Origin of the sequence: Pseudoalteromonas sp. GW168-MNA-CIBAN-0100, from assembly GCF_040309225.1 — a bacterium.
Taxonomy (GTDB): Bacteria; Pseudomonadota; Gammaproteobacteria; order Enterobacterales; family Alteromonadaceae; genus Pseudoalteromonas; species Pseudoalteromonas arctica.
On sequence record NZ_JBEOOL010000028.1, the window covers coordinates 1 to 25,746 of the forward strand.

21 protein-coding genes and 1 pseudogene are annotated in these 25,746 nt (G+C 40.1%); 13 read left to right on the forward strand and 9 right to left on the reverse strand.

Annotated elements, in window-relative coordinates; genetic code table 11:
- Positions 1–763: pseudogene (locus tag AAEY62_RS15825) on the forward strand (DUF2339 domain-containing protein); the annotation flags it as partial.
- A gap of 116 nt (positions 764–879) precedes the next feature.
- Here AAEY62_RS15825 and AAEY62_RS15830 read toward each other — a convergent pair.
- Entirely contained in the window at positions 880–4,320 is a 3,441-nt protein-coding gene (locus tag AAEY62_RS15830) for a PAS domain-containing hybrid sensor histidine kinase/response regulator (protein WP_101163479.1), read from the reverse strand.
- A 414-nt stretch (positions 4,321–4,734) separates the two neighbouring features.
- On the opposite strand from AAEY62_RS15830, the gene AAEY62_RS15835 reads away from it, so the two are divergent.
- The 12 genes from AAEY62_RS15835 (at position 4,735) to AAEY62_RS15890 (ending at position 19,060) form a co-directional block, all read left to right on the forward strand.
- Complete coding sequence (locus AAEY62_RS15835; RefSeq protein WP_002961535.1) at positions 4,735–4,998, forward strand: DUF4212 domain-containing protein; 264 nt, start codon at positions 4,735–4,737, stop codon at positions 4,996–4,998.
- 10 nt (positions 4,999–5,008) lie between these two features.
- Complete coding sequence (locus AAEY62_RS15840) at positions 5,009–6,733, forward strand: sodium:solute symporter family protein (RefSeq protein ID WP_007587184.1); 1,725 nt, start codon at positions 5,009–5,011, stop codon at positions 6,731–6,733.
- A gap of 125 nt (positions 6,734–6,858) precedes the next feature.
- The gene (locus AAEY62_RS15845) at positions 6,859–8,697 is read left to right on the forward strand and encodes a DUF294 nucleotidyltransferase-like domain-containing protein (RefSeq protein ID WP_350635327.1); all 1,839 of its coding nucleotides are present in this window, start codon (positions 6,859–6,861) and stop codon (positions 8,695–8,697) included.
- Positions 8,698–8,712: 15 nt separating this feature from the next.
- The gene (locus AAEY62_RS15850) at positions 8,713–9,336 is read left to right on the forward strand and encodes a 3'-5' exonuclease (protein WP_350635329.1); all 624 of its coding nucleotides are present in this window, start codon (positions 8,713–8,715) and stop codon (positions 9,334–9,336) included.
- Positions 9,337–9,485: 149 nt separating this feature from the next.
- Positions 9,486–10,214 carry an SIMPL domain-containing protein gene (locus AAEY62_RS15855; protein ID WP_350635331.1) on the forward strand — a complete coding sequence of 243 codons (729 nt, stop codon included), beginning with the start codon at positions 9,486–9,488 and terminating at the stop codon, positions 10,212–10,214.
- Between the two features lie 344 nt (positions 10,215–10,558).
- Positions 10,559–11,221, forward strand: coding sequence for a peroxiredoxin-like family protein (locus tag AAEY62_RS15860; protein WP_350635333.1), 663 nt, complete (start codon positions 10,559–10,561; stop codon positions 11,219–11,221).
- Between the two features lie 178 nt (positions 11,222–11,399).
- On the forward strand, positions 11,400–12,416 hold the full coding sequence (epd, locus tag AAEY62_RS15865) for an erythrose-4-phosphate dehydrogenase (RefSeq protein ID WP_024598978.1): 1,017 nt from the start codon (positions 11,400–11,402) through the stop codon (positions 12,414–12,416).
- 64 nt (positions 12,417–12,480) lie between these two features.
- A complete protein-coding gene (locus AAEY62_RS15870) occupies positions 12,481–13,656 on the forward strand; it encodes a phosphoglycerate kinase (protein ID WP_024598977.1) in 1,176 nt (391 codons plus the stop codon).
- Positions 13,657–13,856: 200 nt separating this feature from the next.
- The gene (gene fba, locus AAEY62_RS15875) at positions 13,857–14,921 is read left to right on the forward strand and encodes a class II fructose-bisphosphate aldolase (protein ID WP_007587174.1); all 1,065 of its coding nucleotides are present in this window, start codon (positions 13,857–13,859) and stop codon (positions 14,919–14,921) included.
- Positions 14,922–15,913: 992 nt separating this feature from the next.
- Positions 15,914–16,603 carry a phosphate regulon transcriptional regulator PhoB gene (phoB, locus tag AAEY62_RS15880; RefSeq protein WP_006791869.1) on the forward strand — a complete coding sequence of 230 codons (690 nt, stop codon included), beginning with the start codon at positions 15,914–15,916 and terminating at the stop codon, positions 16,601–16,603.
- Positions 16,604–16,668: 65 nt separating this feature from the next.
- Entirely contained in the window at positions 16,669–17,976 is a 1,308-nt protein-coding gene (gene phoR, locus AAEY62_RS15885) for a phosphate regulon sensor histidine kinase PhoR (RefSeq protein WP_007587170.1), read from the forward strand.
- Positions 17,977–18,091: 115 nt separating this feature from the next.
- On the forward strand, positions 18,092–19,060 hold the full coding sequence (locus AAEY62_RS15890) for a PstS family phosphate ABC transporter substrate-binding protein (protein WP_010554592.1): 969 nt from the start codon (positions 18,092–18,094) through the stop codon (positions 19,058–19,060).
- 233 nt (positions 19,061–19,293) lie between these two features.
- Here the strand turns inward: AAEY62_RS15890 and AAEY62_RS15895 are convergent, their stop codons facing one another.
- The 8 genes from AAEY62_RS15895 to sfsA all read right to left on the reverse strand — a co-directional run bounded on the left by AAEY62_RS15895 (position 19,294) and on the right by sfsA (position 25,731).
- The gene (locus AAEY62_RS15895) at positions 19,294–19,530 is read right to left on the reverse strand and encodes a hypothetical protein (protein ID WP_007587168.1); all 237 of its coding nucleotides are present in this window, start codon (positions 19,528–19,530) and stop codon (positions 19,294–19,296) included.
- A 33-nt stretch (positions 19,531–19,563) separates the two neighbouring features.
- The gene (panC, locus tag AAEY62_RS15900) at positions 19,564–20,412 is read right to left on the reverse strand and encodes a pantoate--beta-alanine ligase (RefSeq protein ID WP_007587167.1); all 849 of its coding nucleotides are present in this window, start codon (positions 20,410–20,412) and stop codon (positions 19,564–19,566) included.
- Positions 20,412–21,206: a 3-methyl-2-oxobutanoate hydroxymethyltransferase gene (gene panB, locus AAEY62_RS15905; protein ID WP_007587166.1), complete on the reverse strand. Its 795-nt coding sequence runs from the start codon at positions 21,204–21,206 to the stop codon at positions 20,412–20,414. The genes panC and panB overlap by 1 nt, the downstream gene beginning before the upstream one ends.
- Before the next feature lie 30 nt (positions 21,207–21,236).
- Complete coding sequence (gene folK / locus AAEY62_RS15910; RefSeq protein ID WP_350635336.1) at positions 21,237–21,722, reverse strand: 2-amino-4-hydroxy-6-hydroxymethyldihydropteridine diphosphokinase; 486 nt, start codon at positions 21,720–21,722, stop codon at positions 21,237–21,239.
- 4 nt (positions 21,723–21,726) lie between these two features.
- Complete coding sequence (pcnB, locus tag AAEY62_RS15915) at positions 21,727–23,208, reverse strand: polynucleotide adenylyltransferase PcnB (RefSeq protein ID WP_024608323.1); 1,482 nt, start codon at positions 23,206–23,208, stop codon at positions 21,727–21,729.
- A 78-nt stretch (positions 23,209–23,286) separates the two neighbouring features.
- Positions 23,287–24,231: a tRNA glutamyl-Q(34) synthetase GluQRS gene (gluQRS, locus tag AAEY62_RS15920; RefSeq protein ID WP_024608324.1), complete on the reverse strand. Its 945-nt coding sequence runs from the start codon at positions 24,229–24,231 to the stop codon at positions 23,287–23,289.
- 20 nt (positions 24,232–24,251) lie between these two features.
- Positions 24,252–24,695: an RNA polymerase-binding protein DksA gene (dksA, locus tag AAEY62_RS15925; RefSeq protein WP_002962671.1), complete on the reverse strand. Its 444-nt coding sequence runs from the start codon at positions 24,693–24,695 to the stop codon at positions 24,252–24,254.
- A 316-nt stretch (positions 24,696–25,011) separates the two neighbouring features.
- A complete protein-coding gene (gene sfsA / locus AAEY62_RS15930; RefSeq protein WP_007587160.1) occupies positions 25,012–25,731 on the reverse strand; it encodes a DNA/RNA nuclease SfsA in 720 nt (239 codons plus the stop codon).
- Between the last annotated feature and the right edge of the window lie 15 nt (positions 25,732–25,746).

Below are 25,746 nucleotides of genomic sequence, written 5' to 3' on the forward strand. Positions count from 1 at the left end.
TTGAACCAAAATAGGAACTCAGCTATGGTTTGTTTATCAATAAAAACAAATTTAAAAACGAGTTAATCTACAGGCTCATTATCCGCAATTTGATTCACTTAATTTTTACGAACAAATACTCCTTACCTGTAACTGGCTGGCATTAGGGTGCGTGTATTTACATAGAGCAAAACTTGCCGGTACTTTAGCTAAGTTATACCAAGTGGCGGGCTTTGCACTTGCAGGGTTAGCAGGGCTTTTTGCTATTAAAACACTGCTTGACGACAACCCATTATTTGAATCACTTTACATAGGTGAGCTGCCAATATTTAACTGGTTATTACTATTGTGGTTAGTACCTGCAGGATTAACGCTTTGGCTGGCCAAGCTTGTAAAACCAATAAACGCTAAAGCTACGCCATTTATATTGGCCGTTGCGGGTGGGTTTATATTATTGGCAATAAACAGCTTTATTCGCCAATACTGGCAAGGGCCTTATATTTACTTATCAAAAGGCGCAAGTAATGCAGAGCTTTATAGCTACTCTGTTATTTGGTTAGTAATGGGTGCGGGTACTGTTATTTTTGGTCATTTAAAAAACCAGTTATTAATACAAAAAGTAGGCTTAGGCTTACTAGCTGCAGTTATTGTTAAAGTGTTTTTAATTGATATGGCTAACTTGGAGGGCTTACTTAAAGCGCTTTCGTTTATTGGATTAGGACTTTCGTTGGTGGGGTTAAGTTGGTTGTTCCAAAAGCTTAGAAGCCGAGTAAATCCAGTTTAACTTTTGAACACTTTATAAAGCAAAGCCCAGTGAAGATACTGGGCTTTTTGTTTTACGCTATTACTTGATAGCTTTTAACTAGAATACTTTTAACTAGCTCACTTTTTACTAGCTTATTATGTACTGTGATTAAGCAGTGCCTTTAGTTTGCCCGGTTTAATTGGCTTACTTAAATAATGAATATTAGCGGCTTTGGTTTCTTGTTTAAGCTCGGTGTCGCGTACTGCGGTAATTAAAATAGCGGGCACTTGGCTTTGCCAAATTTCGCGCAGGGTTTTAATTAGCGTTATGCCATCGCAGTCATTGCCTAATTGGTAGTCCATTAAAATAACATCGGGTGCACCGTTTTGCTTAGCGTGCGCCAGTACATTATTTACATTATCAAATAGCGTGTAATTAGCTTGCCACTTTTTAAGTAAGCTTGCCATTGCAGCTAGGTTTTCAGGGTCGTCGTCTACGGCAACAATATTAATTGCTGCACGGTTTTCTATTAGGCTGTTTGTCGTACTTTTTTGTTGTACAAACTGCTCGTCACCATAAGGTACTTCAATGCTAAAACGGCTACCTTTATTGGGCTCAGAATGCACATCAAGCGGCAAACTTAATAAGTCAGCCATACGTTTTACAACACCTAAGCCTAAGCCTACGCCTTTGTTATCGCCCGACTCAACACGGTAAAAGTCGTTAAATATTTTAGCTTGCTCTACTTCGCTAATACCAGGGCCTGTATCCCATACTTCTATTCGTAAATTGTGCTTTCGGTTCCTACAGGCAATTAATACACGGCCATTATCGGTGTATTTAACTGCATTAGAGAGCAAGTTTTGAATAATTCGGCGCAAATAGGTTATATCGCTGTGCACAATTTGCTGGTTTGAACGCACACTAAGCTTAAGGCCTTTATCACTTGATAAAATAGCGTATTCACTTTGCAATGGCGCTAAAATATCTTCAATATAAAAGTGGCGAGGGGTTGGGGTCATAGCGCCTTGTTCTAGCTTGGCTATTTCAAGTAGCGCCGACATTAAATGCACGGTTGAATCGAGACTGTCGCCTAATTTTTCAAAGCTGTTTTGGTTAGTGCTGTCGAGTTGCTTTTCGTCAATGGCAGCAAGGTATAAACGTGCTGCGTTTAACGGCTGTAAAATGTCGTGGCTCGCCAGTGCTAAAAAGCGCGTTTTACTGTCGTTGGCTTGCTCTGCTTCTCGTTTGGCTAAAGTAAGTGCTTGCTCGGTTTGTACACGGCTATCTATTTGAGCTTGTAAGTCTCTATTAATGGTTTGCACTTCTTGAGTTCGCGCTTCTATGCGGTTTTCAAGATCCATATTTACTTCTTCAAGCGCATTTTGCGTACTTATGTGATTGGTAATATCCGAAAAGCTGGTAACAAATCCGCCATCGGGCAGCGGATTACCAATCATTTCGTATACTTGGCCATTACGACGGTGGCGAATAAAGTGATGCGAGCTGCCGTATTTTAAATGCTGCACACGTTTTTCTACTTGGCGTTCTATTTCGCCAGGGCCACATTCACCACGGTTAGCGTTGTATCTAATAATATCTTCTATGGGTTGGCCTACTTCTAAAAATCCTTCAGGGTAGCCAAACATTTCGCTGTAGCGCTTATTCCAAGCTACTAGCTTTAAATCTTTATCGACAACCGAAATACCATGGCTTAAATTTTCGAGTGAGGTAAATAACAAATTTTGATTAAATTGCAGCGCTTGTGTGGTTTCGTCAAAAAAGTTTACAACTTCTTCAAACGCCATACGCTTACCCGACGATACCGTATGTATTAATGCTTGTGCGGACGATGCGCCAAGCACGCCTGTTAACGCGCGTTCGCAGTAGGCTATAAATTCAGGCTCTGGGTGTGCGTTGTTATCGCTCAAGTGATGGGCGAGTGCGTAATGCGCCAATACTTGTTGGCTGCGCTGAATACCTAAAAAGGTTTGCAGTAGTATTTTAAAGTCGTAAACAGTGGCTTTTACGTCTTTATTTAAGCGCCTTGATAAAATAGCCTGATCTTTAGGGTTAACAAAAGCAGCTGCCTGAATCTTATCAATTAAGCGTTCCTCAGCCCCAAGTGAAAAACTAATATAACACCCAATATTGGCAAACAAAGCTATCAAGGTTCCGCGTGTTATAAGCGTTTGTTGTAGCTCGCTATCAAGCGTTGCACCGGCATCGAGTATTGGCAGCATTAAAAATAGTACCCAGCAAATAAAGCCTGCTACTAAACCTGCATAAACCCCATAAGCATGGCCTTTTCGCCAGTATAAACCGCCCACAATAGCGGGTAATAATTGAGTAACAAGTGAAAAAGCAACTAAGCCCATACTTGCCAGTGCGCTGCTATGGCCAAACCATTGCTGATAGAAATAGGCCAAAATTAATATGCCTGCAATAGCAAAGCGCCTTACAAGCAAAATACGAGACTTATAACTGGTGGTAATTAAGTTGCGTTTAAATTTACGACGTAGCATTAGGGGTAATACCACATCGTTTGAAATCATCGTGCTTAATGTAAGCGTTGCTACCACTATCATTGCGGTGGCGGCTGATAGTCCACCTATAAATACAAAGGTGGTTAAAAAGGCGTTGTCGTTAATTAACGGTAGGGCAAGTACAAAGCTATCTGGTGAATAGCCGCTGCCAATTTCAGGATGAATTGCCGCAGTCGCAATAGGTAAAATCATTGCGGCAGTTAATAGTAAATACAGCGGAAAAGCCCAGCGAGCGGTAAGTAAGTGGCGTTTGTTTTGGTTGTCGACCACGGTTACATGAAACTGGCGTGGTAAACATATAATAGCCGCCGCAGCCATTAAAGACTGGCCAATAAAGTTAAAGCTAAAGAAGTTAAAGTCGCTCCAATGGGCCCAAATCGACTCGGTTACTTTATTTGAAGTAGGCTCTGGCATATTAAATAAGGTGTAAACAGCAAGGCCTGCTACAGCAATAAGTGCAATAAGTTTAATCATTGATTCAAACGCGACAGCAAGCATTAACCCAGAGCGATACTCTGTTACGTCCACTTTGCGGGTACCAAAAAATATTGCAAATAAGGCCATAATTAATGTGGCAGAAAGCGCGAGCATATCGCCTGATATTTTATTACTGTTTTGCAAAAGTAAAAAGCTGGTACTAAGCGCTTTTAATTGCAGTGCAATGTAGGGAATAGTCGCCAGCAGCGCAATAACAGTAACCATAATAGCGGTAGTTTGGCGTTTGCCGTAACGAGCTGAAATAAAGTCAGCAATAGTGGTTATGTTTTGTTTTTTGCTTACCAGTACCAGCTTACGTAAAAACCCTTGGCCGAATAAAAACAGCAGCGCAGGGCCCAATAATATTGGCAAATAACTCCAACTGCTGGTGGCGGCTGTACCCACTGAGCCGTAGTAAGTCCAAGAGGTACAGTAAATCCCAAGTGAGAGTGAATACACAAAAGGGTGATGGCTAATACGCTTTGCCAAAGGGGTTGTTTTATCGCCCCAATTGGCGAGCCAAAACAGCACACCTATATAACTTAAAGCAACAATAATGAGTACGGCAGTCATGTTGTTATTAAACCTTATTATTTTAAATAGTCCCCCAACCCTATGAGGGATTAACACAATACCAGAACTGAGGTTAAGTGTGAGGCTTGAATTTAAAATAAAACTTTCATTTTATTTCTATCTTATTGAATATTAATAACAAAAATAAAATCATCTCAAGCATTAGACTAATGTCGCATTAATGACCAACTTATCAATTTAATCATAAAGCCAGCTTACAAAAACAGCCTAAGTAATTGAAATAATATAAAAATATATAAAACACGCTTGAATGATAAATACAGTTTACGTAAACGTTAACAAGCTGTTACGACTATGGTCTCAATTCAATATGTAACCAGCGTTGCTAAATTGGTAAGCGAAGATAAAAAACCACTCATCGCGATATTGCGGTGCTTAAAGGGGAAAACAAAAATGGCTTTTAAAGATGAAGAACAAGCAAAAGCTTATTGGGCAGAAAACATTTCGCTGTTATTTAAACTGTTAGCAGTGTGGTTTGTTGTGTCTTTCGGCTTTGGCATATTACTGGTTGATGTACTTAATGAAGTGCGTTTTTTTGGGTTTAAACTTGGCTTCTGGTTCGCCCAGCAAGGCGCGATTTATACCTTTGTTGCTTTGATTTTTGTGTACGTTTTCAAAATGAATACGTTAGATAAAAAATACGGCGTAGACGAATAGGAGCTAAGCAATGGATGTTCAAACACTCACGTTTATAATTGTTGGTTTAAGCTTTGCGCTTTATATCGGCATAGCAATTTGGGCCCGTGCGGGTTCAACTAAAGAGTTTTATGTAGCAGGTGGCGGCGTACCTCCTCTTGCTAATGGTATGGCAACGGCTGCCGATTGGATGAGCGCCGCGTCGTTTATTTCAATGGCGGGTATTATTTCGTTTGCAGGTTACGATGGCAGTGTTTACTTAATGGGGTGGACAGGTGGTTATGTACTATTAGCCATGTGTTTAGCGCCTTACTTACGTAAATTCGGCAAGTTTACTGTGCCTGATTTTATTGGCGACCGTTACTACTCACGCACCGCGCGTTTAGTAGCAATTGTATGTGCCATATTCATTTGTTTTACTTACATTGCAGGGCAAATGCGTGGCGTAGGCGTAGTATTTTCACGCTTTTTAGAAGTAGAAATTGAAACTGGTGTTTACATTGGTATGGTGATTGTATTCTTTTATGCGGTACTTGGCGGCATGAAAGGGATTACCTATACACAAGTAGCGCAGTATTGTGTACTTGTATTTGCCTACCTTGTACCAGCTATTTTCATCTCGATGATGATGACGGGTCACTTCTTCCCACAAACCGGTTTTGGTGCCACATTAATTGGCAGCGATGGCGTGTACGTACTTGATAAACTAGACGGCTTAAGCGCTGAACTTGGTTTTGCGCAATATACCGAAGGCTCTAAGAGCATGATTGACGTGTTCGCTATTACTGGCGCGTTAATGGTAGGTACTGCTGGTTTACCACACGTAATTGTTCGCTTTTTCACTGTACCTCGTGTAAAAGACACGCGTATTTCTGCAGCATGGACACTTGTGTTCATCGCGATTGTTTATACTACAGCACCTGCGGTTGCAGCCTTTGCTCGCGTAAACATGGTTGATACTATTAATGGTAAAGACGGTAGCGGTACAGCTTACGCAGAAGCACCAGGATGGATTAAAAACTGGGAACGCACAGGTTTAATTACATTTGATGATAAAAACGGCGATGGCAAAATGTTCTACACGGCGGGTAAAATCACCGATCCGAACAGTGCTAACGAAGTAAACGTAGACCGCGACATTATGGTATTAGCAAATCCAGAGATTGCTAACTTACCAGCATGGGTAATCGCACTTGTAGCTGCTGGTGGTATTGCCGCTGCACTTTCTACAACAGCAGGTTTACTACTGGTTATTTCGACCTCCGTTTCGCACGATTTACTCAAGCGAACCCTCAAGCCCGATATTACCGACAAGCAAGAGTTACTTGCAGCGAGGTTGGCAGCCATGGTCGCTATTGTTATCTCCGCGTACTTTGGTATTAACCCGCCTGGGTTTGTGGCATCGGTAGTGGCATTTGCATTCGGCTTGGCGGCAGCGAGTTTCTTCCCAGCAATTATTATGGGTATATTCTCTAAAACAATGAACCGCGAAGGCGCCATTGCAGGCATGGTAACGGGTATTGGCTTTACCGCTGCGTATATCATTTTCTTCAAGTTTGTTAGCCCAGAGCTAAACAGCCCTGAAAACTGGTTCTTAGGTATTTCGCCTGAAGGTATTGGCTTAATTGGTATGATTATTAACTTTGCAGTTGCTGCAATTGTTCTTAAGTTTACTAAACCTACACCGGTTGAAATTCAAGAAATGGTTGAAAGCATTCGTAACCCAAAAGGGTCTGCAGAAGCACACGACCACTAGGCTACAATTTATAGATATAGTTTAGAAAACATAAAGCACCAAAAGCCCGACTTTAGTCGGGCTTTTTATTTGTTTAATAAATAAGTACATTAGATTGGTACATCACCATTTAAAGAGCGAATACAATGAGTGTAGAACAACAAGAAATAGCCCAATACGTTTGTTTACAAGCGCCTTTTACACTGCTTGATAGCAGCGCATGCGAATATTTTGTAAATCATCTTGATATTATTTACCTCACCCGCGAAAACCAAACTCAGTGGTTACAAAGTGAAAACCCTAAACTGTTTTTAATTCGCTCTGGTTTGTATGACCTAGTTGATGGTAAGGGCGATGTTGTTACACGCTTAGCGCAAGGTGACTATTTTGGTTTTCCGTCGCTGTTAACCGGTGAGGCAATTCAAAATAGGTTGGAAGTACAAAAAGAGGGCATAGTGTATATGCTCTCTCAAACGCACTTTGATTTTTTACGCAGAGAATATAAATCGTTTGAGCAATACTTTGTACGCGCTCATGCTAATCGGTTGTTGTCATCGCATTATAAAAGTAAAAACGATAGTTGGTCTGAACGTAAAATATCAGAGCTGATGACCCGCACCGCCATTACGCTTTCGCCCGATGCAAGTATTAGGCAAAGTGCTAAAAAAATGAAAGAGCATGGTGTGTCGTCAATAATGATAACGCAGCACGCACACTTAGTAGGGGTGGTAACCGACCGCGACTTACGTAATCGAGTACTTGCCGAAGAAGTAGATCCACAAGACGCAGTAAGCAGTATTATGACCGCCAAGCCCAAGTTTATATTTGAAAATAACCGGGTGTTTTCGGCGCTACACTTAATGCTTAAATACAATATTCATCATTTACCCGTGCTTGACGAAAACCATAACCCAATAGGGATGATAACCAGCACCGATTTACTGCGTCAACAAAAAAGCGACCCCGTACAGCTTATTGGGCGCATATATAAAGCGCATACTGTTACTGATTTAAAACGCTACGCAAAAGAAATCCCCGAACTTTTGCGTGGTTTTTCGTACAACATTGACGACATATCGCTCATTGGTAAATTACTCAGTGGTTTAACCGATGCGCTTACATCGCGCCTGATTCACTTATTTCAAGAAGAGCATGGCGCAGCGCCAACCAGCTTTAGTTTTATTTGCTTTGGCTCGCAAGCACGCGAAGAACAAACCCTGCACTCAGATCAAGACAACGGCTTGTTACTCCCTAACGACTTAACCACCGAGCAACACGCTTACTTTAAAAGTATGGGGGAGTTTGTATGTGAGAATTTAGTTGAGTGCGGCATTAGGCGTTGCCCAGGTAATATTATGGCAAGCAGTGATGAGTGCCGTATGAGCGTAAACGATTGGAGCGAGCGCTTTTTTAAATGGATAAAAAGCCCTACTCCTAATGCAATGCTTAACTGTAAGATATTTTTTGACTTGCGATTTATTGAAGGTTCAAACGCTTTATACACGGCTTTTTGCGAGCAACTAATTCGTATATCACGTAACGACTTATTCTATGCCGCAATGGCAACCGACATAAGCAGCAACAGCGTGCCAATTGGTTTATTTAATAAATTTAAAACCGAAAAAACAGATCAAAATAATAAATACATAGATTTAAAAAAACGCGGTGTCGTAATTATAAATGACATAGTGCGGTTATACGCTTTAAAAGCGGGTATTAGGCGCGCCAACACGCAAGAGCGATTAGACGCACTACTAAAACATAAACTGATCAGCAAAGAAGATATATACAACCTAAAAGACTGCTGGCGGTTCTTAACGCAGCTTCGCTTGAGTACACAAATAAACGAAGAGGGCTTACCGAGTAATTGTATTAATCCTAATAAATTAAACTCACTAGAGCGCCATCAACTAAAAGAAGCGTTTTACCTTGTTAAACAAGCGCAGCAAGCCGCCGCGTTTAAGTTTGCTCGCGGCAGTTTATAATGATGGACTACTAACATGGTAAAAAAGCTGCTCACTCGGTATTTAAAGCGCCGTAAATTACTAGGCAAAAATGCCTTACAACAACGTTATTTGGTGATTGATTTAGAGCTCACTGGGCTTGATGCAAAACAGCACGAAATTGTATCACTAGCGTGGGTGATAATAGATAACCAATGTATAAAAATGAGCGAGTCGCAGCACCTTATAAATAAAGACGTAAAAAGCCTTGAGCAAAGTCCTGTTTTTCATGGGATTAGCGACGATGCTATAACAAAAGGACAGAGCTTGTGCAGTATATTAACGCAATTGAGCTGCCATTTTAGCGACTGTATTTTAGTGTTTCATAATGCCATGCTCGACTGGGGTTTTTTAAAAATAGCGCTTAAAAATGCCAATATAACAATACGGCCTAAACTGATACTCGACACACTGCATATTGAGCAAAAGCGCTTACTCCATCATTCAACTGAAATAAAACAAGATGATTTAACCCTTAATGCATGCCGCACACGTTATGAGTTACCAAGCTATCATTGCCATCATGCCCTCACTGACGCACAAGCAACCGCTGAGTTACTGCTAGCCCAGTGCCATCAAATAAGCCGTGGCAAAAAGCTAAAAGTAGGCGAGTTGACGTAGGTTGGATAGAGGACAGCGAAACTCAACGATAAAATGCCTTATCGGTTAACACCGAGGTTTAGTAATATACAGTTTACTTTTATTGTTGTATGTATAATTATGGGTACAGTTACGTAATCATTATCTAACTAATCACTTCAAGGACGATCATGAAACTCATCACTAGTATTTTCTTAACCTTATTCCCACTCATCACTTTTGCTAATTCAAGCTTAGCCACAAATCGCCATATTGCAGTTCAAGGTACTGCAGAGGTGCTTGCCAATCCTGATATCGCTAAAATACTATTTCAAATTATAAGTATTAAAAACGAACCTTTAGCAGCTAAGAACGATCTTGATAATAAAGTTAATTTACTAATTGACGGACTAAATCAATTTGAAATAACTGCCGATGATGTAGTTGCTTCAAGTGTTAAAGTTGAAAAAACGGGTATGGATTACATTGAAACAGGGCATCAGGCCCCCGCAGAATACGCAGCTATAAGGACCTTTGAAGTAACACTAAAAAATATTGAAAGAGTGAATGATTTAAGTGATTTTTTATTGAGTTTAAAAGTAAATGCGATTCAAAATACTGAGTTTTTATCTTCAAAAGCTGAGCTGTTACAAGCACAAGCTACACAACAAGCACTTAATAACGCAAAAGAAAAAGCAAATATGCTTGCTAACTCCTTTGGTACAAAAGTGGGTGAAGTACGCACTATTAGCTCAACTCAAAAAAGCGTTTACAGTGGCTTTGGTGCAGCGGTTAAAAAAATAGATAGAGTAAATCCAATAAGCGATTCATTTCCTAAAGCTCGCAAAAATTATCTACAACAAACGGTAAGCTTTAAATCATCAATAAACGTGGTGTTTGATTTAGAGGTAGATGAATAAGGTAGGGCGTGTTTTTCTTTCGATGTTGAATTTGCAGCGGTATGTTTGGTATTAAAGCAAGGCAGAGCCTATGGTGTGTAGTTATTCCACATAAGTAGGCGATAACACAGCATAAATACCAAACATGCGCTGCCCTTTGGGTTCGTCCTAGGGACAACTCACTCTTTGTTGCTCAGTTTTTACTTAGCCCACTAGGTTTCAAATCTCGCGCCGCGATTAAATAGCCCCTAGATAGAACAAATTTAACCCTGAAAGGTCAACACGCCCCAAAATTTTCATTTCAAATACATTTTCATAATGTAAGCTGGCTTTAAGTTTTTGATTAATTTGAAGGTAGCCATATAATGAGCGATGAAAATAACACGTTAAAAGCACAAACTGAGGCAAAAATAGCAGCAGGGCGTAAAGGTAATCCTGATTTTATGAAAGGTGTTGATGAAACGATTGCACAAGCAAAAGCGTTTCAACAAGGTGCTAATGCAATTGATTTAAACCAAAGCGCACCAAGTTTTGAGTTACCAAATCAACATGGTCAATCGGTGCAGTTAACCGAGTTACTTGCTAAAGGGCCTGTGGTTGTTACTTTTTATCGTGGAAGTTGGTGTCCGTACTGCAATTTACAGCTCAAAGCGCTTCAAGCACGTTTACCTGAAATTCACGCATTAGGCGCACAATTGGTGGCTATTAGCCCACAAGTACCCGATGGCTCACTTAGTGATGATGAAATAAGTAAAATGGATTTTTTAGTGCTGAGTGATCAAAATGCCGATGTAGCAGCAAGCTACGGCGTAGCATGGCAAGTACCCACATTTTTACTAGAGCATATGCGAGTAGACAGAGGTCTAGATTTAGAGTCGGTTAACAATGGCAATAGTAGTGTTTTACCGATCCCTGCCACCTTTGTTTTAGATAAACAAGGTAAAGTGACTTGGCGTTATGTTGATGTTGATTATCGTACTCGTTCTGAGCCAGAAGATATAATTAGCGCATTAAAAAATTTAGTATAAAAAACTTAATTTAAAAAGTCAGAACCATCAAAGAGCTTGCAATGCGTAAGCTCTTTAACCTTAATTTAAAGTTTCTAATGCTTCCCTCTTATAATCAGATGCAAGGTCGATTACAATACAGACATCTAAAAGGCGTATTGCCTTTATCTGCACGCTAAAAGAGTGGATTTTATATTTCATGGCAATCAAACTTGCAATTAATGGTTTTGGTCGTATTGGTCGAAATATTGTCCGCGCGTTATACGAGTCTGGTTTGAGCGACGATATAAAAATTGTTGCGATTAACGAACTTGCTGATCCTGAAGCTATTGCTCATTTATTAAAATACGACACATCCCACGGTCGTTTTTCTTTTCCTGTAAAACTTGGTGAAGACACCATTAGTGTTGCAGGCGATACCATTGCACTTTTTTGTGAAGAAAACCCAATTGAATTACCTTGGCAAACGCTCGATGTAGACGTTGTACTTGAATGTACGGGTGTTTATCACTCGCGTGAACATGCGCAGCTACATATTACTGCAGGCGCTAAAAAGGTGTTGTTTTCACACCCGGCTGATAACGATGTTGATGCTACGATTGTGTATGGCATTAACGACGATGAGCTTAAACGCGAGCACACAATTGTGTCTAACGGCTCGTGTACAACTAACTGTGTTGTGCCGGTTATTAAAGTATTAGATGATGCATTTGGTATTGAGTCGGGCGCTATTACAACGATTCATGCGTCGATGAACGATCAACAAGTGATTGATGGTTATCATCATGATTTACGCCGTACACGCGCTGCAAGCCAATCAATTATTCCAGTTGATACAAAGCTCGCTCGTGGTATAGACCGTATTTTACCTAAATTTAAAGGCCGTTTTGAAGCCATCGCCGTACGTGTTCCTACTATAAATGTAACGGCAATGGATTTAAGTGTAACGGTTAATACCGATGTAGATTTAAACGCAGTAAATAACGCACTTAAAGCACAAGCAAAAGACCGCTTAGAAGGTATTTTAAGTTATACCGAAGAGCCGCTTGTATCGGTTGATTTTAATCACGACCCACATTCTTGTATTATTGATGGCACACAAACACGTGTTAGTCACAAACGACTGATAAAGTTATTAGTATGGTGTGATAACGAATGGGGTTTTGCTAATCGCATGCTCGACACAGCGCGTGCTATGATGGCAGTGAATAAGTAATTTATTAATATAATAATTTTAAACGTATTTTTCAGGTTCAGTATCGTTAACTAAGGAGATGTTCATGTCGGTCATAAAAATGGCAGATTTAGATTTAAACGGCAAACGCGTATTAATTCGTGAAGATTTAAATGTACCAGTTAAAGCAGGTAAAGTGACGTCAGATGCGCGTATTCGTGCAGCACTACCTACTATTAAATTAGCGCTTGAGATGGGTGCTAAAGTAATGGTTATGTCACACCTTGGCCGTCCTACGGAAGGGGAATATGACGAAGAGTTTTCGCTAGCACCTGTCGCTGATTACTTAAACGATGCCCTTGAGCAAACTGTACGTTTAGAAAAAGATTACCTAAACGGTGTTGATATTGCTGATAACGAAGTTGTTGTTTTTGAAAATGTGCGCTTTAACAAAGGCGAGAAGAAAAACGACGAAGCCTTATCTAAGCAACTTGCAGCACTGTGTGATGTATATGTAATGGATGCATTTGGTACGGCTCATCGTGCACAAGCATCTACCCATGGCGTTGGCTTATTTGCTGATGTGGCATGTGCAGGTCCATTGTTATCAGCTGAGCTAGAAGCGTTAGGCAAAGCACTTGATAACCCAGCGCGTCCATTAGTAGCGATTGTTGGTGGTTCTAAAGTATCTACTAAGCTAACCGTTTTAGATTCACTTTCTAAAATTGTTGACCAATTAGTCACTGGCGGCGGTATTGCAAATACCTTTATTGCTGCATCAGGTAGCCCAGTTGGTAAATCGCTTTACGAACCTGATTTAATGGATGAAGCTAACCGTTTATGTGCAGCAGCGATTGCTAATAATGGTGAAATTCCGGTACCGACTGACGTAGTTGTTGGTAATGAGTTTTCTGAGTCTGCTGTAGCTACGCTTAAAGATGTAAGCGAAGTGACAAGCGATGATATGATTTTTGATATTGGTCCTGATACAGCGAGCAAGCTTGCAAAAATTATTGCAAATGCGGGCACTGTTGTATGGAATGGCCCTGTTGGCGTGTTTGAGTTTGACCAATTTGGTAATGGTACTCGTGCTATTGCTCAAGCAATTGCTAACTCAAATGCGTTTTCGATTGCTGGTGGTGGTGATACCTTAGCCGCAATTGATAAATACGGCATTGCCGATAAAGTTTCTTATATTTCTACTGGTGGTGGTGCGTTCTTAGAGTTTTTAGAAGGCAAAAAACTTCCAGCAGTTGAAATGCTAGAGTCGCGCGCTAAGTAATTTTAGTAGCGTAAGGTGGGGGTTAATAGCCCTCACCGACAATTAATTATTAAATACCTCTCACCCTAATTTAATAGTTAATTTAGACGGAATATTACTGCAAAGCAGTGGTTTTTCGTGGCGTTGTTATAACGCCAAACTAACACATCCGTTCAAACTAGATGGTAGGGAACTACTGTCGATAAATTGGAGAATACCCAATGGCTTTAATCAGTATGCGACAACTTTTAGATCATGCAGCAGAGCATGGTTACGGCGTACCTGCTTTTAACGTTAACAATCAAGAGCAAATGCGCGCAATAATGGAAGCGGCTGACAAAACAAACAGCCCAGTAATCGTTCAGGGATCAGCTGGTGCACGTGCTTATGCTGGTGCTCCATTTATTCGTCATATGATTTTAGCAGCCGTTGAAGAATGGCCACATATTCCGGTTGTTATGCACCAAGATCACGGCACATCGCCAGGCGTATGTCAGCGTTCAATTCAGCTTGGTTTTTCATCAGTAATGATGGATGGCTCGTTAATGAGCGACGGTAAAACTCCTTCAAGCTACGAATACAATGTAGAAGTAACGCGCGAAACTGTTGCTATGGCGCATGCTTGTGGCGTATCGGTTGAAGGCGAGCTAGGTGTACTTGGTTCACTGGAAACCGGTGAAGCTGGCGAAGAAGATGGTGTTGGCGCAGAAGGGTTACTAACCACTGAGCAAATGCTAACAGACCCAGAAGAAGCGGCTGACTTTGTAAATAAAACACATGTTGATGCACTTGCAATTGCCTGTGGTACTTCGCACGGAGCTTATAAATTTACACGTCCACCAACCGATGACATTTTAGCGATTGACCGCATTAAAGCGATTCATGCGCGTATTCCTAACACGCATTTAGTGATGCATGGTTCGTCTTCAGTTCCTCAAGAATGGTTAGAAATTATTAATCAGTATGGTGGCGAAATTCCAGAAACTTATGGTGTGCCAGTTGAACAGATTGTTGAAGGCATTAAGTTTGGTGTTCGTAAGGTAAATATTGATACCGATTTACGTTTAGCATCTACCGGTGCAATTCGCCGTCATATGGCGCTTAACCCATCTAACTTCGATCCACGTAAATACTTAGCTGAAGCAACTAAAGCAATGACAGAGATTTGTGTTGCACGCTATAACTCGTTTGGTACTTCTGGTCAGGCTAGTAAAATTAAGCCAATTTCACTTGATGAAATGCACCTTAAATACTTAAGCGGCGAGCTAGACCCTAAAATTAGATAATAGATCAATTTATAATTGATCATTATTAGGGCCTGTTTATCTTTCGAGGTTAAATTTGCAGCAGTATGTTTGGTATTTAGGCAAGGCAGAGCCTATGAAGTGTGGTTATTCCCCATAAATAGGCGATAACGTGGAATAAATGCCAAACATGCGCTGCCCGAAGGGTTCTGCCTAGGGGCAATTTACTCTTTGTTGCTCGGTTTTTACTTAGCCCGCTAGGTTACAAACCTCACGCCGCGATTAAATCGCCCCTAGATTGAACAAATTTTAATCCTGAAAGGTCAACAGGCCCTAAGCCAGTAACTTTGTTGCTGGCTTTTTTAATGTCAGCCCTTTTTATATTGCAGGTTACGGCTTCTATTGATCAGATCGCTGTACTATCAACGCCGTACTTTGGGATCACGCATTTACTAACACAGCCTTTTCGGATCATTACTTTACTAAGCCAAATACACTTTTTCGCTATTTTAGGCTCTGAGATAATTTGATCGTTATTTATTTGTATAAACAATCAACAACTTATGGCTTTGACTAGGTACAACTCTGATCTGAGAGTGGATCGGCTTGGTAAAAATCTGATCCTTTATTTTGGGCTTAGTAAAATTTAGATCTATTTTTAAACGTATTGATTGTTACACAGGCGGGTTTGTTAATTTTAAAATAGCTTTAAAGTTACTTTTAAACGATCGATCTGTAAAAAAGTCTTGGTTAGTAAAACAATGATCCCAGTTAATTTTGTATTATTTAATGATTCAACTAGCGACAAAAAGCAGATAATTTCAAAAATTAGCTATTTTATAAATTTATCGTAAATCTCTTTTTATTACGTTAAATATTAAAAAGGTTTTAAAAATATGACGTTAATGAGGTTTTTTGTCACTAATTTGTGTTTTTTTTACCACCATTTTAATTTACACGTTACACTTTCATAAAAATGTCATACTTAGTCATAATAATGAAAACTAATTCGATAGCGTAAGAGATAAATTGGAATGTCACGTAAAGTACTAGTCGTAGATGACGAAGCTCCTATCAGGGAGATGTTGGTTTTTGTTTTAGAGCAAAATGGATTTCAAGCAATTGAAGCAGAAGATTACGACTCTGCTATTGCAGCTATGGTTGAACCTTACCCAGATATGGTTTTACTTGATTGGATGTTACCAGGTGGAAGCGGTATTCAAATTGCTAAAAAGTTTAAGCAAAACGAACATACCCGCCAAATCCCAATTATTATGCTTACAGCCCGTGGCGAAGAAGAAGACAAAGTACGCGGCCTTGAAGTAGGTGCTGACGATTATGTAACTAAGCCGTTTTCTCCTAAAGAGCTTATGGCACGTATTAAAGCGGTTATTCGCCGTGTATCGCCAACCTCATTAGAAGAAGCGATTGAAGTACATGGCCTACGTTTAGACCCTATTTCGCATCGTGTTACCTCAGAAGGTAACGAGCTTGATATGGGGCCAACCGAATTTAGATTACTGCACTTTTTTATGACTCACCCAGAGCGTGTTTATAGCCGTGAACAATTGCTTGATCATGTATGGGGAACTAATGTTTACGTAGAAGATCGCACGGTTGATGTGCACATTCGTCGTCTGCGTAAAGCAATTGGCCCACTTGGACATGACCGTTTGGTGCAAACTGTACGTGGTGCTGGATATCGTTTTTCAAGTAAGCTGTGATCAGCTTAAAGCTTAGCTAATGTATGAAATACGCATGTATTACTACTCTAAGGTAAAGTGAGTGTATGTATCGAGTTGTTAATAAGCAGGCGTTAGTAAAGCGCCTGTTTATCTATTTTTTACCCTTACTATTAATTGGTGTGCTGGTTGGCGCGCCATTTTTGCTTTTATTTTTAGGATCTTTTTCCCTCCTTATTTGGCACTACCATCAACTTTATCGTTTGAGCGATTGGCTACTTAATCAACGTAGCTTTAATCCACCTGAGGGCGAGGGTGCATGGGAGCAAGTGTTTGAAGGTATTTATCATCTACAGCACCGTAATCGTAAAAAACGTAATGAGCTTGCTGATTTAATTCGTCGCTTTCGCGATGGAGCTGAAGCAGTACCTGATGCGGTAGTGGTATTACAAAACGATTTAAGTATTGTGTGGTGTAATCAATTAGCCCTTAAAGTGCTTGGTTTGCAGTGGCCAACCGATCATGGTCAGCGTCTTGATAATTTAATTCGCGAACCTAAGTTTGCTAAATACATGCACAAAGGTGAATTTGACGACGCGCTTGAGCTGGATAACGGTCATAGCATTGAGCAAGTACTAGAATTTAGGGTAATGCCTTATGCAAGCACGCAACTTATGGTTGTTGTGCGTGATGTAACGCGCTTGAAACAGCTAGAACAGATGCGTAAAGACTTTGTAGCCAATGTGTCACACGAACTACGTACACCGCTTACAGTGGTTACTGGCTATCTTGAGATGATGGATGGCGACATGATGCCGCCGCCAGCAATGTGGAACAAAGCGCAAAATACTATGCTTGAACAATGCAAGCGCATGGATAGCTTAGTCAGCCAATTATTATCGCTTTCGCGTATTGAAGGTGCACGGCGCCAAGACAACGATAAAGCTATAAATGTGCCGCAATTACTTGGTTATATTCACACTGAGGCAAACTCAATTAATCAAGACAAAGGCCATGAGCTTATTTTTAATATTGATAAAACCCTCGATATTAAAGGCTCTGAGGATGAACTGCGTAGTGCGTTTTCTAATTTAGTATTTAACGCCATTCATTACACTAAGCCCGGTGGCAAAGTGGAAGTGTGTTGGCAGCGCAAAAACAATAAAGCGTGTTTTAGTGTTACCGATAATGGTGATGGTATTGCGCCAGAGCATATTAACCGTTTAACTGAGCGTTTTTATCGTGTTGATAAAGCCCGCAGCAGAACAACAGGTGGCTCAGGTTTAGGGCTTGCGATTACAAAACATGTACTAACGCGCCACGATAGCAAATTAAATATTAGCAGTGAAGTTAACAAAGGTTCGTGTTTTTCTTTCGAATTTTCAATAGATAAGATAGTTTCGCTAGCTAAGTAATTAGGCTGAAAAGTAAAGTCATAAAAGTGTCATTTAAGAGTAATGTAACTGTCATGTACTCACTTTAGAGTGGGCAGCAGTTAGAAAATGGGACGAACAAACCGGAGAACCCTACATGAAATTTAAAAACTTAGTTGCCGCAATGGGTGTGGCTGTTACAACTTTCGTATCTGCACAAGCAGTTGCTTTAGACCAAGATATTCCTGAGTATCAAAAAATTAGTGGTGTTTCAGGTAACTTCTCATCAGTAGGTTCTGACACTTTAGCCAACATGATGACGTTCTGGGCTGAAGAGTACAAACGTATTTACCCAAATGTAAATATTCAAATTCAAGCAGCAGGTTCTTCTACTGCGCCACCGGCACTTACCGAAGGTACAGCTAACCTAGGTCCAATGAGCCGTAAAATGAAATCTAAAGAAATCGAAGCGTTCGAAAAACGTTACGGTTATAAGCCAACAGAAGTTCGCGTAGCTATTGATGCACTTGCTGTATTTGTACATAAAGATAACCCAATTGAAGGTCTTCGTATTGACCAAGTAGATGCTATTTTTTCATCTACTCGTAAATGTGGCGCACCAGAGCAAGTTAATCGTTGGAGCGATGTCGGCCTAACAGGCGATTGGGCTGCTAAAGACGTTCAGCTTTATGGACGTAACTCAGTGTCAGGTACTTATGGCTACTTTAAAAAGAAAGCACTGTGTAAAGGTGATTTCCGTAATAACGTAAATGAGCAACCGGGTTCTGCATCGGTAGTACAGTCAATTTCATCTTCATTAAATGCAATTGGTTACTCTGGTATCGGCTATAAAACATCGGGCGTACGTACAGTACCGCTAGCTAAAAAAGGCGATAACTTTGTTGATGCAACACTTGATAACGTTGCACAAGGTAAATACCCGCTATCGCGCTTTTTATATGTTTATGTGAATAAACACCCGAATAAGCCACTATCACCTATGGAAGAACAATTTTTAAGAATGGTACTTTCAAAAGATGGTCAGCAAATTGTAGAAAAAGATGGTTATGTACCACTTTCTGCAAAGCTAGTAAAAACAGAACTTAAAAAGCTGGGTTTGAACTAATACCAATTGCATTAAATTAGTGAGTTATTATAGCGATAAGAAAATAGCGCAATAACAAGGCTAAAATTATGATACATAGTTGTTCTATATAAATAATTTTTAACGTAGTTAGTGAGTTATTTAATACGCTAGAATGGTCATGTTTTTAATAAAATTGGTATGATAAACCATAGGCAATAAAAAACCGCTCATTGAGCGGTTTTTTTGTGCCTAAAACTAAAAACTTTTAGGCATTAAATATTACCTAATTTTTCGGCTTGTGCTTTACATTGATTATAGCTCTCAACACATTTTCCAGAGCATACTTGTTGCTTTAAGCCCTCAGCAGTTGTTTGCTGTTCACATGTACTTTCGCATTGGTAATTTTGTTGAGCACACTGATTCATTTCAGGGTTTTCAACTTGGTTTTGGCAACCTACTAATAGTGCAAAAGTAAGGGCGACTACGCTTGTTTTTATTAAAGTGTGCATGCTTCTTATCCTTAAAATGGAGTCGCAATAATATTAAATTTCGACTTGAATATTGTCGATCAATCTAACACCACCAAAATAGGCTGCGGCTAAAATAACAAATTGAGTATCTTCGATTGTAGCAGTTTTTAATGTATCTCGTTGAGCAATCTCAAAATAGTCTGGCTTTAGGCCAGCTTGCTCTAAGCTCTGTTTAGCTAAGCTTTCAAGTTTTACGAAGTCTTTTTCGCCGCTTTTAAGTTGCTCAGCGCATGTATTAAGTGCTTTAAATAATACGGTTGCAGTCGCTTTTTGCTCATCAGATAAGTAACCATTACGTGAGCTCATAGCAAGGCCAGAAACTTCTCGCATTGTAGGTACACCAATAACTTCAACCGGAATTGATAGGTCGCGTGCCATGGTTTTAATTACTTGCAGTTGCTGAAAATCCTTTTCACCAAAGCAGGCGTAATCGGGTTGTACAAGATTAAATAATTTTGTAACTACCGTTGCAACACCTCTAAAGTGACCAGGGCGTGAGCCACCACAGTAACCTAATGAAATATCAGGCACATCTACAAAGCTCTGTGCGCCAAGTCCATTTGGATAAATTGTTTCTACACTTGGGGTAAATACAATATCAGTGCCTAGTTCTGCAAGGCCTTGTTTATCTTCGTTTAGTGTACGAGGATAGTTATCTAAATCTTCGTTAGCACCAAATTGCATTGGGTTAACAAAAATACTCACAACGACTTTATCGGCTAAGTTTTTTGCTTTTTCTACTAGCGAAAAATGCCCACGGTGCAAGTTGCCCATCGTTGGCACAAGTGCCACGCTAAGACCCGCTTGGCGCCATGCTTTAATTTGACTACGTAACGATCTGATTTCAGTAATTGACTGCATTATTTAAACTCGTGTTCAGCGCTTGGAAACGCGCCATTTTTAACGTCTGTACAATACTTTTGAACGGCTGCAGGCATATTGCCTGTTTCGAGCAAAAAGTTTTTAGAAAATTTAGGAATGTAACCTGCTGAAATACCAACAAGGTCATGCATTACCAGTATTTGGCCGTCAGTTAAACTGCCCGCACCAATACCAATTGTTGGGATGCTTAGGGCGTCTGTAATGCGTTTTGCCAGTGCACTTGGAATACATTCAAGTACTAATAATTGTGCGCCAGCAGCTTCAAGTGCTTTTGCGTCATCAATCATTTTTTGTGCTTTGTCTTCTTCGCGACCTTGTATTTTAAAGCCACCAAATACATGTACTGACTGTGGTGTAAGGCCTAAATGCCCGCAAACTGGAATACCTTGTTGAGTAAGCGTTTTAATGCTCTCGTAAAGCCACTCTCCGCCTTCAAGCTTAATCATGTTTGCGCCAGCGCGCATAAGCTCAGCTGCATTTTTACAAGTATCACTTACGCTTGAGTAGGTCATAAAAGGTAAGTCAGCAATTACAAATAATTCGCGGCTACCAGCGCGTACACAGCGGGTATGATATGCAATATCTTGATTGGTTACGCCAAGGGTGTCATCGCCGCCTTGTAGTACCATGCCCAAAGAGTCGCCCACTAAAATAACTTCAACGCCGTTATCATGAAATAACTTTGCAAAACTAGCGTCATAGGCTGTTAATGCAGTAATTTTGTTATTTTCTGCTTTCATTTTATTTAAAGTAGAAACGGTTATTTTAGACATAATATCCTCGCAGGCAAAAGCCTAGGTTAATTACAGAGGTAATTGTTGTAAGTCGTTGAGCGGTAAGTTATTTGCAATGGTTTTTAATGCAATGCCGCTTGGTAAAATAAGTTCAGGTGCAAGCTCTAATAGTGGATAAACCACAAACTCGCGATTATTCAAACCATAATGAGGCACAGTTAAGCGCACCGTATTTATAATTTGATCATCAAATAATAGAGTATCTATATCAAGAGTGCGTGGACCCCAACGCTCAGCCTTTCTTACTCGACCATGCTCAAGTTCAATACGTTGCGTTAAATCAAGTAGTTGCTCTGGCTCAAGAGTCGTTTTAATGCACGCTACTGCATTGATATAGTTTGGTTGATCTTGTGGGCCCATAGGCTTACTTGCATAGTAATGCGATACGTTTATAAATTCACAATTAGGCAGCTTTTTAAGCGCGATTACCGCGTTATCAAGCTGCTCTTTTGGTGAGTTTAGGTTGGCACCTAAACCCAAATAAACACAGTGCATGTTATTACTCAGCTGGCTTTTTAGTTGGTCGACGGCGCTTTCGCGGCTTAGGACCACCTTGGTGGCCTAAGTTTTTAACCATCTCTTTTTGGCCGTTTATATCTTGGCTTAAGTATTGTGTCCACCACTGGGCAAGCTCAGTATGCTGTGTTTCGCCTGCGTCTACACGTAAGAGTAAAAAGTCGTAGGCGGCTTTAAAGCGAGGTTGCTGCGTTAGTCTGTAAGCACGTTGGCCTGCGCGTTTATCTAAACGGTGCTGAATATGCCAAATATCGCGAGCACCTAAAGTAAAGCGCTTAGGAACCGCAATGTGTTGTGAGTTATCGCTTAGTACTTTATTCATTGCTTGTGCGAAAGCATCGTACTCAGGTAGTTGCTCTTGGCTTTGAATCTTTTTAGTACGTTCAAGCAGCGGGAACCAAAGTAGTGCGGCAAAAATAAACGCTGGTGTTACTTTTTTATCGGCATTAATACGTTTGTCGGTATTTTGAAACATTTGCTGAATAAGCGTGTGTTCTAAGCCACTTGGGTTTTTATCTAAAATTTTATCAAGCTCAGGAAACAGTGAGCGGAATAAGCCGTATTTACGCAGCATTAAAAAGTTAGCTTCGGCCTTGCCATTTAAAAACAGCTTAAGAATTTCTTCAAATAAACGTGCTGGCGGAATGTTATCAAGCAAACTTGCAAGCTCGCTAATTGGCTTTTCACTTTTAGGCGCAATGCTCATATCAAGTTTAGTAGCAAAGCGAACTGCACGTAACATACGAACAGGGTCTTCGCGGTAACGCGTTTCAGGGTCGCCGATTAGCTCAATTTGTTTAGCTTTAATTGCCGCTAAGCCGTTGGCGTAATCGTGAATACTAAAATCTTTGATTGAGTAATAAAGTGCATTGATTGAAAAGTCGCGGCGTTCTGCATCTTCTTCAATACTGCCAAATACGTTGTCACGTAGTAATTGGCCTTCATCGCTTGATTGGCTTATTTGATTTTTGTCTTCTTGCGCTTCGTGGTGGCCACGCATAGTCGCCACTTCAATAATTTCACGGCCAAATACAATATGTGCTAAACGAAAGCGACGACCAATAAGGCGACAGTTTCTAAATAGTTTTTTTACTTGATCTGGCGTGGCATTAGTAACTACGTCAAAATCTTTTGGCTGTTGGCCTAACAATATATCGCGAATACAACCACCAACAAGGTAGGCATCGTAGCCACCGTCTTTTAAGCGGTATAATACTTTGATTGCATTTGGGCTAAATTGTTTGCGAGAAATACCATGCTCACCACGAGTGACAACAATAGGTTCACTGCTTACAGAAGCGCTTTCGGCACTGGTATTCGGGCCGATTATTTGTCGGCAAAATTGAAAAAGCTTGGAAATAATAGTCTGTCTCCTAGAAGGTGTGATTGACTCTGCATCGCAATCAAAAGTTACAGCAAATGGGGCGGTTATAGCCCAGTACAAGCTGTTTGACGTAATTAGCATATATTTAGGCGGCTATCATATACCAGCAGGGTTTAAAAATTAAGTTGATGTGTTGAAATTAAGCCGTTTTTAGCTATTTTATTTACTTAAATGTGTAAATTGGACTTTCTGACTACGTGGATGCTGAGAAATTTGTATTTCGGATACTTGTGGTACCTGTTTTAAGCTAAAGTTTTTAATTCCCCAAGCGATTAATTGTTCAATATTTAAATCGATTAAATCAGCTATAACAGGCAATCCTAAAAATTCAAATGCACTAATTAAAGCAGGCTTTGGATTTTGTTTGCTAATGGCAGGAGCATAATTTTGTTTAGACAATTTGAAACCAGGCTTGGCAACCGCTAAAGGTAAATGAGCAAATTCAGGTACAGGGCTATCGAGTTGTTTAAATAAACTAATTTGGCGTGCGGTTGGCTCAATTAAATCAGCGCCTCTTACAATTCGATTAATCCCTTGATCAATATCATCGACGACCACAACAAGTTGATATGCAAATAAGTCATCGCTGCGTTTAATTAAGTAATCTTCATGGGAAAGCGCGCTATTTACCGTTATATCACCTTGAATTAAGTCATTAAATTGAGTCGTTGGATGTTGCTGAACTAAGCGAAGCGCACCGGATTGAGTATTATGATTAAGTGCTTGGCAATGCCCCTGATAAATACCGCCAATGGCTTTTATTTGTTTGCGAGTACAGGTGCAACCATAAACAAGTTTTTGTTTTAAAAGTGAGTGGGTAATATCTTGGTATAAAGGCAGACGCTGCGTTTGATATACAACAGGTTCGTCCCAGTGAAGGGCGTAGGCATGTAAGGTATTAAGAATATCGGAGTCGGCGTTTTTAACCACGCGCGTAGTGTCAATGTCTTCTATACGAACTAACCAATCTCCTTGGTTAGCTTTTGCATCTAGATAACTACCCACAGCCGCTACAAGTGAGCCAAAATGTAATGGCCCAGAAGGAGACGGTGCAAAACGACCGCGATATTTACGCATAGGCGCAGTAACGGCTGTAGGAGACATAACTAATTAATAAGTATTAATTAGCCGCGTCCAGATTGCTTTTCTTTGATTTCTGCAAGTGTTTTGCAGTCTACGCATAAATCGGCAGTAGGACGTGCTTCTAAGCGACGTATGCCAATTTCGATGCCACAAGACTCACAAAAGCCAAAATCATCTTCTTTAATCAAATTAATTGTTTTTTCAATTTTTTTGATTAATTTACGTTCGCGGTCACGAGTACGAAGTTCTAAAGAGAACTCTTCTTCTTGTGCAGCGCGGTCAACTGGGTCAGGAAAGTTAGCAGCTTCGTCTTGCATGTGTGATTTAGTACGATCAACTTCGTTACGTAAATCATTACGCCAAGTTTCTAAAATCGCTCTAAAATGAGCACGTTGTGCATCATTCATGTACTCTTCGCCTGGTTTTTCTTGGTATGGTTCTAAACCGGCTTGAGCCAATAAACCATGTTTCTTTTGGTCTGGCATAACTCTCTCCTAAATCCTTAATTTAATGCCTCAGCATTAGCCGGCGGTATAAATAACAGAATCTTATATCCTAGGCAAATTTATTTTTAATTAATCGAATTAGCTTCAGCCATGCTTACTGAGTAAAAAGTGTATTAATAGTTTATTTACACTTTTAATTAATTCACATATTCGCTTTCTAAAACTTGCCTTGTTATGTGGGCAAAAGCTTTAAAAACAAGTTAATTTTTATAATTCACTTTGTATAACTTTTTTTAATTTGAGTACTTTGCTTATTTTGCAAATTACGCTTAGTTCAATCCCTTGGTTTAATACACTATTGTGCAAATACTATTTTTTTATGAAGTAAAACTTCATTAGCAGAAATTGTGGCCTTGTATGCTAATACTTCAACGCCGGCTATTATTGCTTGGCTTAATAGCGTGGCGTATTTTTTATCAATATGCGCAGCTGCACTTACTGTATTTATTCCTTCATGCAAAACAGCGAACAGTAATACTGCTCGGTGGCCTTGTTCGATCATTTCTATTAGTTCGCGAATATGCTTTTGTCCGCGCAGTGTTTGCGCATCAGGAAAGTAGCCTTGCCCGCTTTGTGGTGCATCTTCGCTTAATAATGTGACTGATTTAACTTCTACGTAGCAATCAGGCTTATTTTCGTCTGTGAGTAAAAAGTCGATTCTGCTGTTTTCGCTGCCATACTTTACTTCGCTTTGCAATTGACTGTAGTCGAGTAGCTCGCTTATCACATTATTGTTTATTGCTTCTTCTACTACTTTATTGGCCACCGCTGTATTTACACAAATAAGCTGCGATAAGTTATTTTGCGTAAGCTCTAATGAATGCGGGTATTTTCGTTTTGCGTTATCGCTTGTTGAATAAAAAGCAGCAAAACCCGGCTCTGCGCATCCCGTCATTTTACCTGTATTAGCACAGTGGGCGGTAAATTCACTGCCATCACTTAATTGTAAATCAGCTAAAAAGCGTTTGTAGCGTTTTAATAAGGTGGCAGGTTGCAGAGTTGGCGTGTACTTCATGATAACTTCCAAAGC